This is a genomic window from Flammeovirga kamogawensis, assembly GCF_018736065.1.
Classification (GTDB): Bacteria; Bacteroidota; Bacteroidia; order Cytophagales; family Flammeovirgaceae; genus Flammeovirga; species Flammeovirga kamogawensis.
Window position 1 is genome coordinate 1,626,466 of sequence record NZ_CP076128.1, and the last position, 13,534, is coordinate 1,639,999.

14 protein-coding genes are annotated in these 13,534 nt (G+C 32.1%); 10 read left to right on the forward strand and 4 right to left on the reverse strand.

Annotated elements, in window-relative coordinates; translation table 11 throughout:
- Window positions 1–120 precede the first annotated feature (120 nt).
- From KM029_RS06365 to gdhA, 5 genes are all read left to right on the forward strand, one after another.
- Window positions 121–1,185, forward strand: coding sequence for a glycosyltransferase (locus KM029_RS06365; RefSeq protein WP_158630978.1), 1,065 nt, complete (start codon window positions 121–123; stop codon window positions 1,183–1,185).
- Between the two features lie 50 nt (window positions 1,186–1,235).
- Window positions 1,236–1,490, forward strand: a complete 255-nt coding sequence (locus KM029_RS06370; protein WP_144072471.1) for a helix-turn-helix domain-containing protein — start codon at window positions 1,236–1,238, stop codon at window positions 1,488–1,490.
- Between the two features lie 35 nt (window positions 1,491–1,525).
- Window positions 1,526–2,800: an ABC transporter permease gene (locus KM029_RS06375; RefSeq protein ID WP_144072472.1), complete on the forward strand. Its 1,275-nt coding sequence runs from the start codon at window positions 1,526–1,528 to the stop codon at window positions 2,798–2,800.
- An 18-nt stretch (window positions 2,801–2,818) separates the two neighbouring features.
- Entirely contained in the window at window positions 2,819–4,048 is a 1,230-nt protein-coding gene (locus KM029_RS06380; RefSeq protein ID WP_144072473.1) for a PP2C family protein-serine/threonine phosphatase, read from the forward strand.
- A gap of 75 nt (window positions 4,049–4,123) precedes the next feature.
- On the forward strand, window positions 4,124–5,467 hold the full coding sequence (gene gdhA / locus KM029_RS06385) for an NADP-specific glutamate dehydrogenase (protein ID WP_144072474.1): 1,344 nt from the start codon (window positions 4,124–4,126) through the stop codon (window positions 5,465–5,467).
- A 121-nt stretch (window positions 5,468–5,588) separates the two neighbouring features.
- Here gdhA and KM029_RS06390 read toward each other — a convergent pair whose 3' ends face one another.
- The 4 genes from KM029_RS06390 to KM029_RS06405 all read right to left on the reverse strand — a co-directional run bounded on the left by KM029_RS06390 (window position 5,589) and on the right by KM029_RS06405 (window position 9,188).
- A complete protein-coding gene (locus KM029_RS06390; RefSeq protein ID WP_144072475.1) occupies window positions 5,589–6,416 on the reverse strand; it encodes an alpha/beta fold hydrolase in 828 nt (275 codons plus the stop codon).
- 115 nt (window positions 6,417–6,531) lie between these two features.
- Window positions 6,532–7,548, reverse strand: coding sequence for an NAD(P)-dependent alcohol dehydrogenase (locus KM029_RS06395; RefSeq protein ID WP_144072476.1), 1,017 nt, complete (start codon window positions 7,546–7,548; stop codon window positions 6,532–6,534).
- Between the two features lie 115 nt (window positions 7,549–7,663).
- A complete protein-coding gene (locus KM029_RS06400) occupies window positions 7,664–8,509 on the reverse strand; it encodes a helix-turn-helix domain-containing protein (protein ID WP_144072477.1) in 846 nt (281 codons plus the stop codon).
- A 64-nt stretch (window positions 8,510–8,573) separates the two neighbouring features.
- Window positions 8,574–9,188 (reverse strand): DUF1131 family protein, encoded by a 615-nt coding sequence (locus tag KM029_RS06405; protein WP_144072478.1) that lies wholly within the window; start codon window positions 9,186–9,188, stop codon window positions 8,574–8,576.
- 138 nt (window positions 9,189–9,326) lie between these two features.
- Between KM029_RS06405 and KM029_RS06410 the strand changes: the two genes are divergently transcribed.
- From KM029_RS06410 to KM029_RS06430, 5 genes are read left to right on the forward strand one after another with little or no spacing between them, the layout of a single operon-like run.
- Window positions 9,327–10,634: an APC family permease gene (locus tag KM029_RS06410; protein WP_144072479.1), complete on the forward strand. Its 1,308-nt coding sequence runs from the start codon at window positions 9,327–9,329 to the stop codon at window positions 10,632–10,634.
- Between the two features lie 32 nt (window positions 10,635–10,666).
- On the forward strand, window positions 10,667–11,485 hold the full coding sequence (locus KM029_RS06415) for a beta/alpha barrel domain-containing protein (RefSeq protein WP_240050278.1): 819 nt from the start codon (window positions 10,667–10,669) through the stop codon (window positions 11,483–11,485).
- Window positions 11,486–11,492: 7 nt separating this feature from the next.
- Window positions 11,493–12,197 (forward strand): 2-phosphosulfolactate phosphatase, encoded by a 705-nt coding sequence (locus tag KM029_RS06420; protein ID WP_144072481.1) that lies wholly within the window; start codon window positions 11,493–11,495, stop codon window positions 12,195–12,197.
- 11 nt (window positions 12,198–12,208) lie between these two features.
- A complete protein-coding gene (gene smpB, locus KM029_RS06425; protein ID WP_144072482.1) occupies window positions 12,209–12,676 on the forward strand; it encodes an SsrA-binding protein SmpB in 468 nt (155 codons plus the stop codon).
- 15 nt (window positions 12,677–12,691) lie between these two features.
- Window positions 12,692–13,519: an aminotransferase class IV gene (locus tag KM029_RS06430; RefSeq protein ID WP_144072483.1), complete on the forward strand. Its 828-nt coding sequence runs from the start codon at window positions 12,692–12,694 to the stop codon at window positions 13,517–13,519.
- The last annotated feature ends 15 nt before the right edge of the window (window positions 13,520–13,534 follow it).

The window sequence follows — 13,534 nt, forward strand, 5'->3', positions numbered from 1 at the left end:
TTTTATAATAGTTGATAAAATCAATTTTGTATTTACAATATTGCATGATACAATACATTTAGCAAAACCTGAGCATTGGAAATTTTCTTTTTAATACTTGTCGTTATTTATTTTTTTGGTTTGATACGTTTATCAAAGGGCTGGAACTTATCTTTTGATTATGACAATACACCTCGTAGTCTACAAGAAAACACTACAGTTTGTGTTATTATTGCGTTAAGAAATGAAGCAGATAATGTAGAAAAACTGCTTGAATCTTTAAGTAACCAATCTTATAAAAACTTAGAATTTATTTTTATAAACGACCATTCTGATGATACAACATATCAATTATTAAAAGGGAACACCCTAAATAAATCCACAGTTTTAAATCTACCAAACTATCTACAAGGTAAAAAACAAGCCATTCGTTTTGGTATTGAACATACAAAAGCACAATTAATAGTCACTACTGATGCTGATTGTACTCAACCAAAAAACTGGGTGAAGAGTATTGTAAATTGTTACCAAGAAACAGGGGCGTTAATGGTATCCGGACCTGTACACTTTACATACAAATCATTTTTTGAGCGTTTAATGAGTGTTGAATTTTCTTCATTAATAATTACCGGAGCGGCATCAATTAGAAATCAAACTCCAAATATGTGTAATGCAGCAAATTTAGCTTTTGAAAGGACCGCATTTTTACAACAAAATAATTATAAAGAACACGCACATATACCTACTGGCGACGATGAATTCTTTTTACATCAGTTGGCTAAAGAAGATCCATCAAAAATTGTCTTTTTAAAAAACCACGATGCTATTGTTTCAACTACCCCACCTAAGTCAATAATTAGCTTTATTAATCAGAGGGTTAGATGGGCAAGTAAATGGAAACATTATAAAAATAAAGGGCCACAATATACTGCTGTTTTTATTTTCATTTTTCATCTGACTTTTTATTTCAGCGGCATTCATACATTGTTCTTTAATGGGCATATAAATATTTTTGTTGTTGCACTTTGCTTAAGGTGGGTTTGTGAATTATTCTATATGAAATCTGCTTTAAAATGGTTTAATGATTTATCACTCCTCTACACAGTCCCGTTCCTATCTCTTTTTTATCCTTTTTATGCAATATTTATAGGATTATTAGCTACTTTCACGAAGTATTCATGGAAGAACAGAATATTTAGCGTTTAATCAATTGAATTTATTATTTTTGACCATTAATTAGAGTAGAACTATTTTTTATGACTGAAATTCAATACAAAATTCTTGATGAATTATACTTTGTTACCAGCTTTTCATCATTAAAAGAAGAGGTAAATATTGATACAGCTACTTTAGGTATAGAACTTAAAACGTTAATTCAGAAAGAATGGGTAAGATGTTTTTCATCTCCATCTGATGAAATAGAAATTGCTATTAAGGATTTTGATACTAATTTTACATCATATCATTATTTAGCATCCAAAAAAGGGCTATTTGCACACAACTCTCAATAGAATCTAAGCTTTCAATACATATTGTATAATCATTAATGACAACTTACGAAATACATAAATCTCCCACACATTTTGTGAAGAAAAGGTTCAAGAAAAATACACTTGCTGTAATTTCTGTTGCCTATGTATTTCTCATGACTTGTCTTGCCATTTTAGGGTATTTAATTATGCCAGACGGCTCTAACTTTGCAAACGATGGCTTATTAGAAGTACCTCGAAAAGGTCCTTTTTTTACCGTAGATGTTATACGTGAGAGAAAAAACATTCATGTTCCTACACCAACAATCTTAGATAAACTTATTAATGGTGAAGAAAGTAAATACCACGAAATCCCAATCGTAGGTACACCAACCATAGAAAAAGACTCTGTTTTCTTTATTTTATATCCTGGGTTAGAAAAAAGATCACTTAGAACAACTCGTAGACTTAAATTAAGTTTACCCTTAATCTCTGTGGTAAAACCTATATACGCTTCTCCTTCTGAAATTCTAGGTAAAAACTTAGCACACAATTTTATTGTAAGACCTAAGAGTATTACTTATTTAGATGAAAATCAGATAATAAGAACAATAGATAAAGATAAACTAGAAGATGAATTTTGGGATAAATGTGTTGAAACAAGGACCTTTATTTTAGGAACAGATAAAATTGGTCGAGATGTTCTAAGCCGTTTAATCTTTGGAACAAGGGTATCTCTAACAATTGGATTTATATCATTGATCATTTCCTTAAGTATTGGTATATTAATGGGATCATTAAGTGGTTACTTTGGTGGTTACATTGATAAATTAGCACTTTGGTTAATGACAATTACTTGGTCTATTCCAGCAATTATGCTTGTTGTGGCTGTAAGGTTGGCATTACAAAGTGAAGGAATCTGGGTTACATTTGTGGCTGTAGGTTTAACAATGTGGGTAGAAGTTGCACGTGTTGTGCGTGGACAAATTCTATCGATTAAACAAAAAGATTATATTGAGGCAACAAAAGCATTAGGTTTTTCAAATTACCGTATCATAATTCATCATATTTTACCTAATATCTTAGGACCATTAGCAGTAATATGTGCTTCTAATTTTGCATCAGCAATATTAATTGAAGCGGGTTTAAGCTTTTTAGGTTTAGGTGGCCCTCCATCTATGCCATCATGGGGCACTATGATAAAAGACGGTTTAACAGAATTAACACCAACTGGACATTGGCATTTAATTATTTTCCCGTGTCTTGCTATTAGCCTTACCGTATTGGCTTTTAATTTAATCGGTAATGGATTGAGAGATGCTTATGATCCTCATTCAAAAACAAATAATTAAAGATACTTATTTAAGAACATGGCGAATACAACAGAAAAGCAATTAATGCTTAAGCAAATGCAATTAGGGTCTCTTTTTGAAACCATAAGTGCAATTAACGCCAATCAGTCTGAAGAAGACTTATATACGATTTATAAATTGACTTTAACGTCAAACCCTAGTATTACAAACCTAGTTTTATTTGTATTTAACGAAGACAAGGATGAACTTGTAAGAGAAGTAAACCATGGTAACCATGATCATGACCTTACAGAACGATTCCCTAAAGCATTTGAAGAATATAAAAAACTATCAAAAATAACGAATCACCCATCTGGATTTGAACAATTTGAATCTATAATGCCAATTAAGCATAAAAACGAAATTCTAGCTTATGCATTGGTGGGATTTGCTGAAGAAAAACACTTAAGTGATTTAAGAGATACTGGATTTGCTGAAGCACTTAGTAACATTATCCTTGTTGCTATTGAAAATAAAAAATTAGCACGTAAAGAAGAAAAACAAAAGGAGACTAAGAAGCAATTAGAAATTGCCTCTCATGTTCAAGAAATGCTTTTCCCTAAAAAACTTCCTTACGGTGATAATGTACCTGTATCTATTCATGCCAGTTACATGCCTCACCATTCTATTGGTGGAGATTATTATGACTTTATCCAGATGTCTGATGATAAGTTTTTAATGTCTATTGCAGATGTTTCTGGTAAAGGTGTTCCTGCTGCTATCCTTATGTCTAATTTCCAAGGTACTATTAGAGCTTTAGCTAGAAGAGGTATGGATTTAGAAAGCATAGTTCATGAAGCAAACACTCAAATTCTAGAAAGTGCAGAAGGAGAAAATTTCATTACAGCATTTTTTATGGAGTATTCTATAAAAAATGAAACGATAAAGTTTATAAATGCTGGTCACAACCCTCCTTTCTTAGTTGTTGATGGTAAATTCTCTCGACTTGAAACTGGAACAACAATTTTAGGATCATTCACTAAATTACCCTTTATAGAAGTCGAAGAAATTAATAACTTGCGTAAGTTCTTCGTATTCGGATTCACAGACGGTTTCACTGAAACTTATAATGATGAAGATGAAGAATTAGGAGATGATAAGCTAGAAGAATTTTTAATTGCAAATCTTAGTTGTAATCAAAAAGAAATGCATAAAAATCTAATTGCTTTATTAAATACATTTAAAGGTCACCAAGCTTATGCAGATGATATAACTTTATTATCTTGTAAGGTTGATCTAGATAAATAAGAACGGAACACATAGATTATCTATTTGATAATCCACAATAAACATAATAAGAACACTAACCTCGTTAAAAATCAAATGCAAGAGCTTGAATTAAATAGCTTCATGCAGGGTCTCGTACGTAGAAACCCTGGACAGCCAGAATTCCACCAAGCAGTGGAAGAAGTTGCTGAAAAATTAATCCCTTTCATCAATGAAAACCAAAAATACCTTGATGCTTCTATCTTAGAAAGAATGACTGAACCTGATAGAGTTATCAGTTTCCGTGTTACTTGGCAAGATGACGAAGGTAATATCCGTGTAAACCGTGGATACCGTGTGCAATTTAACGGTGCTATTGGTCCTTACAAAGGTGGTTTACGCTTTGATAAATCTGTTACATTAGGTACTTTAAAATTCTTAGGTTTTGAACAAGTACTTAAGAACTCTTTAACTACACTACCAATGGGTGGTGCTAAAGGTGGATCTGACTTTAACCCTAAAGGAAAATCTGACAACGAAATAATGCGTTTCTGTCAAGCATTCATGACAGAACTTTACAGACATATTGGTAAAGATACTGATGTACCTGCTGGTGATATTGGTGTTGGCGGTAGAGAAGTAAGTTTTATGTATGGTCAATACCGTAGAATCAAAAATGAATTTACAGGTGTTCTTACAGGAAAAAACCTTGCTTTTGGTGGTTCTAACGCTAGAACTGAAGCTACTGGTTATGGTTCTGTATACTTTGCTAAAGAAATGTTAGCAGTGCGTAATGATGGCTTCGATAATAAAGTTGCTATTGTTTCAGGATCTGGTAACGTTGCTCAATATACTGTAGAGAAACTTACTCAGCTAGGTGCTAAAGTGATTACTATGTCTGACCGTGGTGGTTTTTTACATGACCCTAATGGTATTGACACAGAAAAATTAGCTTACATTCAAGAATTAAAGAATGTAAAACGTACTTCTCTTGCAGAATATGTTGCTAAGTATGAAGGCTCTTCTTATCACGAAGGTGAAAGACCTTGGGGTATTAAAGCTGATTTAGCATTCCCTTCTGCAACTCAAAATGAGTTAGACGACAAAGATGCCGAAAAATTAATGGCTAATGGTTGTATCCTTGTTTGTGAAGGAGCGAACATGCCGTCTACGATTGGTGCAGTTAAGGTTTTTGAAAAACATAAAATCATGTACGGTCCTGGTAAAGCTGCCAATGCTGGTGGTGTTGCTATTTCTGGATTGGAAATGACACAAAACTCTATGCGTTTACAATGGAGTTTTGAAGAAGTTGACCAAAAACTACAAGATATTATGAAGAAGATTCATAAGAAGTGTGTAAAATATGGTCAAGAAGAAGATTGGGTAGATTATGTAAAAGGTGCCAACATTGGTGGCTTTGTAAAAGTTGCTGATGCACTTTTAGCCTATGGCGTAATTTAATAATCTCACTCTATTAAATATAAAATGGCTGTCTCACTTAAAAAAGTAGGACAGCCATTTTTTATATCTTGATCAATTACTTTAAAATTTATTGAAAATTAGAAGTTGTATACCTTTCTCACTAGTATCTACTTGTTTCTCTTGTTTTTGTGAAATCATTTTCAAGATAATAGAGCAAACTAGCATTAACCGTATCTGAATGAGTCATTATTGAGGTATGACACCCTTCCTTAATCGTAATCACCCCCACGGATTTCTGCAACGTATTATGTAAAAACAAACCTTCTTCATAAGGTACACCTTGATCTGCTTCTCCATGAATAATTAAAGCTGGAACAGTAATATTTTTGATAAATTCTTCTATATCATCTCTATTGATCAAGGCATTCATAGCATGATAAATTTCTTCACCTGTTCTTTTCTTCCATTCAGGTGTCCACTTATCCCAATAAACTTCATACGTTTCTTTCGGACCAATAATACCCGTCATTAAACCTTCATGCAAAGGAGGTACTAAGCCATTATTTACCCAAACATCTCTAGATTCTATATAGATTTCTTTTATCGAAATTGGGTCTACAACCCCAGACGTACTAATTAAGACAAGGCCATTTACTCTATTTGGATATTTTAATGCAGCCCTTAATGCTACATATCCACCTTGAGACATACCTGCTAAAATTGCCCTTTCTATACTTAAATGATCCAATAATGAAATTGCATCATCTACTAAATCATATAATGAAAATGGTTGCCCATCCCATTTCGTTTTACCAAAAGCTCGCGCATCTAAGGTAATAACTCTGTAACATGATGAAAGATAAGCTACTTGAGCATCAAACATCTCTGAGTTCATTAAAAAACCATGTAAGAATAATATTGGAGGTGCAGATTTATCGCCATAATCTGCATAGTATAGCTCTTGGTTGTTAACTGCTAAATAAGCCATTGTTAATAGTTTCCGTTCTTAGTATTGAAAGTGCTAATATACACTATGCATATTTAACCGACCTTATGATCAATATTTTTACTTATAAGAACTTCTAATAATTACTGTAATACAATTAAGCATTAAGATTTACAATAACTTTACCAACTATAGTACGTTTTTCAAGACTACCTATAGCACTTGGAACGTCTTCTAAAGAGATTGTTTTTTGAATTGCAGGTATAACTTTTCCTTTACCAATCAGATCGAGTACCGTTTTAATATTTTCGTTAACTTCTACATCTTGAGTTAAACTTTTAAATTTCTGAGTACCTCTAGCATAGCATTTACCAAAGAATTTCACCTTAAGCATATTATAATAATTACCTCCAACTAATATATAACGTCCATCTTTTTTTAGGGTCTTTTTAAAATCTTTGGGGCTTCTAAAAGATGCTACATCAAATACTTTATCATAAGAATCGTTTTCTAATTCACTAACTGAAGTCTTTTTATAATCGATCACTTCATCGGCTCCCCAACTTTTTACAGCAGAAGCTTTTTCAGAAGAACATATTGCTGTAACATGTGCTCCTTTATATTTTGCGAGTTGAACACCAAAAGAACCAACCCCTCCAGAAGCACCATTAATTAATACACGATCTCCAGGTTGAATTTCACAAAGAAGGATACCCATCATTGCTGCTTGACCTGAAATAGGTACAGTAGCTGCTTGTTCATGAGAAACATTTGATGGTATTTTCACTAAATTTTCAACATCTACAATTGCATATTCAGCAAATCCACCTCCTAAAGATTTACGCATATCAGCTACAATTTCATCACCGATATTAAAATCTTTTACATTATCACCTACTGCTTCAATCGAGCCTGTGATATCCATCCCTACTATTCTATTTTTCTTTGCTGGTTTAAATAAACCTAGTAGTAGCCTAATGATAAGGTAATTTGCTCTAATCATATGCTGATCAGCAGCATTAATAGATGAATATGTAATTTTTACTAAAACTTGGTTTGCATTTGGTTTAGGTATCTCTTGGTCATTAATAACTTTCATCACTTCTTCTGGGTTACCATAACGTTCAAAAGCAACTGCACGCATCATCTTTTTTGTAGATTCTAAAAATTTCATAGTATTCAAAATTTAAATTAGGTTAACTAAATCAAAGCTATTTTTCAATACCTTTAAATCTTGATACAAATCTACAAGCTATTTAAAATCAATATTTTACAAAAAAGCTCAATTGCTATACATTAAAGCTCAAACGGTAATCTGAAGGTGATATATTGTATGCTAACTTGAATAATCTTGAAAAACTAACAGGGTTTGTAAAGCCACAATCATAACACACATCACTAATAGAATCTTGAGATGAAGCCAATATACTTTTTGCTTTCTCTAACTTCTTTTGTCTAATATATTTTGCAGGCGAAACTTGATATATTTTTGTGAATTTTCTTTTAAAAGAAGCTAAACTGTTATTTGTCATTCCTGCTAACCTATTCAAATCTAACGGTACATATAAATTTGCTTCAATTATTTCTTGAAATGAAAAAGTCTTATCAGAAAATAAACTTCTTATAATAGTATTTAGGTCTGAGTTCTCATCACTTTGTAGGAGCAACAATACAATCTCTTTTAATTTAATTGATAAAATCTCATCGCTTAAAGCATTTTGATGATCGAAAAAATTAGAAATACTCAAAAAGTATGAACTCACCAATGCGGTTGCATCTTGCTGTGTTATATCTCTTTTTAATGGTTGTATCAGTTCTTTCCAAAACTTTGGTTTTTCATTATTAAATACTTTTTTTAATATATCTCTATCAAAATGAACTATCATACAATTCAAAAAACCTGATTCCGTTTTTGAAATAGTACGTCCTACTGTTTTACCACATAAAGAAAGGATTATAGTCCCCGTTTTTGCTAAAAAACCTGATTTAGATAAATCTTGCCCCTCTCCTTCAATAATGTAAGCAAAACAAGATTGTGAAGGTAATTCTATCTTTTCATCAATAGGTGTTTGTATTTTATACCAAGAAAATAATGGTTTTTCGAAAAGGAGTATCTTATTTGATTGGGTATTCATAAAATGATCTTATTCTTGATAATAGTAATAAATAATGAGGTTAAGAACTTAGGTTTACAGTGTTCTATTCTCTCCAAATTATTGATTCAATTTTCCAATCCTTCAACTGCTCTTCTGTAAATTTCACATCTTCAATATTAACAGTATCTGGTAAACTAACGTCACCCGTTATTTCATACATAATATTTGAACCATCAACATAAGCATATGTATGCTGATGATAATCCATTGTTGTCTTTATTAATTGGTTTCTTTTTGATTTTATTTCGTGATAACCATCCCCTACTTTTAATCCATATTCATCAATTATTTCTGAAGTTCTAACATAGATACTATTTAACTTCAAGGTATCTTTCCAATCCATAGAAAATAATAAGACCTCTTCTTCTCTATTTTTTACAACATAGAGTGGAAAATCGGGACCATCTTGACGGCCTATTATTTTACTAGTCTTGTATTGAGGAAATGCCTTTCTAATCTGACCAAGCATTTCTGTATGTTCAAATGGGGTTTTTAAGCCATAAATTGAATGTTCATATAATTTATCAATTCTCTTAATGTCGTTGGTCTCTGTTATAACCTCTTTATCATGATTGTTCTTTGTTACTGTCTCTTTTTTATTTTTTGATGAGCAACCTAAAAAAGATAGAACTATAAGAACATATAAGTATACTTTCATTTTTGTACTTCTTTGATTTAATAAATTCTTCTGATATAAAAATATAAATAAATTGTATTAACTAAGTACTTAGTATATCATATAAAGCTAGGTTTTATCTTTATATTAGATTTACAAAATAAAACCCAATCAATTATAATGGAGGATAACTCAAAAATAAGTTTAAAAGACGCTATATCTATTGGTATTGGTGGAATGGTAGGTGGTGGCATATTTGCTGTCTTAGGTCTATCAGTTACTTTGGCCAAAGGTGGTGTTCCAATTTCATTTTTCGTAGCTGGTATGATTGCTCTAATGACGGCCTATTCATACGCTAAATTATCTGTTGCTTATCCAGATGAGGGAGGTACTGTTCGTTTTATTAACGAAGGGTTTGGTTACTCTATTTTTAGTGGAGGACTTAATAATATGCTTTGGGTAAGTTATATTATTATGTTATCACTCTATTCTTCTGCATTTGGAGCTTACGCATCAAGTCTAATTCAGATTACAGGAAATGTCGAGCTAGATCAGCATATATTCTTATCAGGTATTATACTTATTTCAACTTTTATAAATTATTACAGTATTAAGGTAGTCGGAGAAGTTGAAGCTTTTGCGGTGATTATTAAGTTAGTTATTCTTTTAGCATTTGTTGCAGCAGGTTTTTGGGGAATTACAGATAATCCAAACTTTCAGCAACTTAACCCAGAAAACTGGGAAAGTCCTTTACAATTAATTGCTGGTGGTATGGTAATATTTGTGGCTTATGAAGGTTTTGAATTAATTGCTAACTCTGCTCCAGATATTGATAAACCAAGAATTAACATACCTAGAGCATATTATGGATCTGTTATTTTTGTTATCTGTTTATATATAGCAATCGCAATAGTTACTGTTGGCTCTTTAGATTTTGCATCAATTGGTAAAGCTGCAGAATATGTCTTAGCAGAAGCCGCTAAACCTAAATTTGGGCAAGTTGGATTTACAATAATCTCTATCGCAGCAATGATATCTACTTTTTCTGCAATAAATGCTACATTATTGGGTGGTAGTCGTGTAAACTACGAGGTTGCTGTTTATAATGAATTACCAACAGAGTTTACAAGAACTTTATGGGGAAAACCTTTTGGTTTGTTCATTATTACCATATTATCTTTAGTGATTGCTAATACTATTGATTTAGAAAGTATTTCAACTTCTGGTAGTGCAGGTTTCCTTATTATTTTTGGTATCGTAAATTATATTGCCTTCAAAAAAGCAAAAGAGCTAGGGGCAAATAAAGTAATTACTATAATTGGTTTCATATGCTGTTTTGCAGCTTTCTTTATACTTACTATTCAACAATCGAAGAATAACTTAGAAGGAATTTTAACAGCATTTTTAATCTTTTCATTATGTTTTGTAGGTGAATGGTTATATCAAAATCACCTAAAGAAAAAAATTGATAAAACTGTAAACAAATAATGATAAAAATTATAGAGTGTCCTAGAGATGCGATGCAAGGATTGTCAAACTTCATCCCAACACAAACAAAAATAGAGTACCTTAACTTATTGTTAGAAGTGGGTTTTGATACACTGGATTTTGGTAGCTTTGTATCGCCTAAAGCAATTCCTCAGATGAAGGATACGAAGGAAGTTTTGGCAGGACTTAATCTCGATAAATCAACTACAAAATTATTAGCTATTGTTGTCAATAAAAGAGGTGCTGAAGAAGCTGCTCAATATAATGAGATCCGTTATCTGGGTTTTCCTCTGTCGGTTTCAGAAACATTTCAACAAAGAAATACTAAAAAGTCGATCAGCGAAGCTAAATTACTTCTAAAAGATATAATTAGTATTTGTGAAGAAAATGATAAAGAGCCTGTCGTTTATTTATCTATGAGTTTTGGGAACCCTTATAATGAAGATATCTCTTTCGATCAGGTATTAAAAATGGCACTTGATTTAAAAGAAATGGGTGTTAAAATAATCTCTTTTGCAGATACAATTGGAAATGCAAGTGTAAAAGATATACAAGATTTGTTCGAAAAAGCATCAAAAATATTGCCGAACACTGAATTGGGTGTACATTTGCATTGTAATCCTAATATGGCGTTTGATCTTGCAAAAGGATCTTTAGAAGCCGGTTGCCTTAGAATAGACACTGCTATTGGTGGTCTTGGTGGTTGCCCAATGGCTAAAGACGATTTAACTGGAAACCTCGCCACAGAATATTTAATACAAGCGCTTACAGATTTGCCCGCTTTACGACCTTCGATCAACGAAGATAAATTCCAAGAAGCAGTTGCTTTTCAAAAGCGTTATATCGGTTAATTAAGTTATGAAAATAGAGACTTGTCTCACCCCCGAATTAATCTCCTTACATAAATTGGAAGGTAAGATTGCAGTTGTTACAGATGTACTTAGAGCCACTTCATGTATGGTAGCTGGTTTACATGCTGGTGTAAAAAGTGTTATTCCTGTAATGACAGTAGAAGAAGCGTTAGCATATGCAAAAAAAGGATTTGTAACTGCTGGTGAACGTGGTGGTGTAAAGGTTGATGAATTTACAATTGGTAATTCTCCTTTTGAACATATGAGAGAAGAATACAATGGTAAAGATATTTGCATGACCACAACCAACGGGACTGTTGCAATTACAGAGGCAAAGAAAAGTGCCGATCAGGTTGTTATTGGTGCGATGTTAAATGTTAGTACTGTAGCAGATTACATATTAAAACAAGGAAAAGATATTGCAATTATTTGTGCTGGATGGAAAGGTAATCCTAGCTTAGAAGATACCTTATTTGCCGGTGCATTGATTGATCGTATAATTGATAAAGGAGAAATTATTGATGACGCTTCTTTTATGGCACTAACTCAATACCGTGCAGCAAAAGGAAATGTAGATAAAGTAATACAAGAAAATGCCTCTCACGCAAAGAGACTTAGCGGTTTAAAAGCTAAATCAGATTTAGCCTATTGTGCTACTGAAGACTCTTGTAATGTTCTTCCTATTTTAAAAGATGATGCGATCACTATTTAAAGAAAATTAAAATGGCTGGAAATAAATTAGATATAAAACAAAAGGTTAAAATTAAGAACAGAAAGGCATCTCACGAGTACGAATTTATTGAGAAATTTGTAGCAGGTGTATCTTTAAAAGGTTCTGAAATTAAATCTATCAGAATGCAAAAAGTAAGCTTAGCAGATGCTTTTTGTGTTTTTATTGGAGATGAATTGATTATTCGTTCAATGCATATTGCTCCTTACGAAATGGGTGGGTTTAATAACCATGAAGCTAAAGCAGATAGAAAGTTGCTTTTACATAGAAAAGAGCTTGATAAGCTTGATAGAAAGGTAAAAGAGAATGGTTTTACTGTAATACCAACTCAGCTTTTTATTAATGATAGAGGTTTAGCAAAAATTGAAGTTGCCTTATCTAGAGGTAAAAAGCTTTACGATAAACGTAATGATCTAAAAGAAAAAGATCAGAAACGTGAACTATCTAGAATGAAGTTCTAATAAATGAAATAAAAGATGAGCTACATCTTATATAATAATGAAGTTACAAAATCATCAAAAACACCTCTATCTATTAATGATAGAGGACTTCAATATGGTGATGGTATCTTTGAAACAATGATTACTTATTCTGGGCATATTCGTTTTATTAAAGATCACATTGATAGATTAAAACGAGGAGCCAAAGAATTACAACTTGATTTAACAGACGAACTTCTTGATCCTGAATATTATTTCCAAGTAGTAAAATCACTTAAAAAGAAAAATAATATTGAAGGTGAATGTCGTATAAAATTAATGCTTTGGAGACAAGAAGGTGGGCTTTATACACCTACAGGTACTGAAAGTAATTTTATGATTAGCGTTATTCCATTTACTCCTAAAATGAATGTAAATGCACTTAATGTTGATTTTGCAGAAACAATAAAAGTACCTGTAACTCCAGTTTCTTTCTGTAAAACTTTATCTTCTCTTACCTATACTTTTGCTGGATTAGAGAAAAAGAAAAGAGAATTAGATGATCTTATCCTTTTTAATTATGAAGGGTATGTTGCCGAAACAATTAGTGGAAATGTATTCTGGATTAAAGACAAAATAATTTACACTCCTAAAATATGTGTTGGCTGTGTTTCTGGTATAGGCAGAAAAAATATCATAACATACCTAGAAAGTAAAGGCTATAAAGTTAGAAAAGTTACTGCTAGAAAAGTTGACTTACTTGATGCCGACGCTTTACTTACAGCAAACGTTACAGGAGTAACAATGATCAAAAAAGTAGGCGAAAAACATTATAAAATAATTGATGCCTGGCGAAAATTATTCGAACAAGCTTATCAATATTAAATAAAAAAATGCATT

Coding starts and splice junctions, on each gene's coding strand:
- KM029_RS06390 (WP_144072475.1), bottom strand. CDS start 6,416: ATGGCTTATTTAGCAGTTAACAACCAAGAGCTATACTATGCAGATTAT.
- gdhA (WP_144072474.1), top strand. CDS start 4,124: ATGCAAGAGCTTGAATTAAATAGCTTCATGCAGGGTCTCGTACGTAGA.
- KM029_RS06400 (WP_144072477.1), bottom strand. CDS start 8,509: ATGAATACCCAATCAAATAAGATACTCCTTTTCGAAAAACCATTATTT.
- KM029_RS06375 (WP_144072472.1), top strand. CDS start 1,526: ATGACAACTTACGAAATACATAAATCTCCCACACATTTTGTGAAGAAA.
- KM029_RS06405 (WP_144072478.1), bottom strand. CDS start 9,188: ATGAAAGTATACTTATATGTTCTTATAGTTCTATCTTTTTTAGGTTGC.
- KM029_RS06415 (WP_240050278.1), top strand. CDS start 10,667: ATGCAAGGATTGTCAAACTTCATCCCAACACAAACAAAAATAGAGTAC.
- KM029_RS06420 (WP_144072481.1), top strand. CDS start 11,493: ATGAAAATAGAGACTTGTCTCACCCCCGAATTAATCTCCTTACATAAA.
- KM029_RS06395 (WP_144072476.1), bottom strand. CDS start 7,548: ATGAAATTTTTAGAATCTACAAAAAAGATGATGCGTGCAGTTGCTTTT.
- smpB (WP_144072482.1), top strand. CDS start 12,209: ATGGCTGGAAATAAATTAGATATAAAACAAAAGGTTAAAATTAAGAAC.
- KM029_RS06380 (WP_144072473.1), top strand. CDS start 2,819: ATGGCGAATACAACAGAAAAGCAATTAATGCTTAAGCAAATGCAATTA.
- KM029_RS06430 (WP_144072483.1), top strand. CDS start 12,692: ATGAGCTACATCTTATATAATAATGAAGTTACAAAATCATCAAAAACA.
- KM029_RS06410 (WP_144072479.1), top strand. CDS start 9,327: ATGGAGGATAACTCAAAAATAAGTTTAAAAGACGCTATATCTATTGGT.
- KM029_RS06370 (WP_144072471.1), top strand. CDS start 1,236: ATGACTGAAATTCAATACAAAATTCTTGATGAATTATACTTTGTTACC.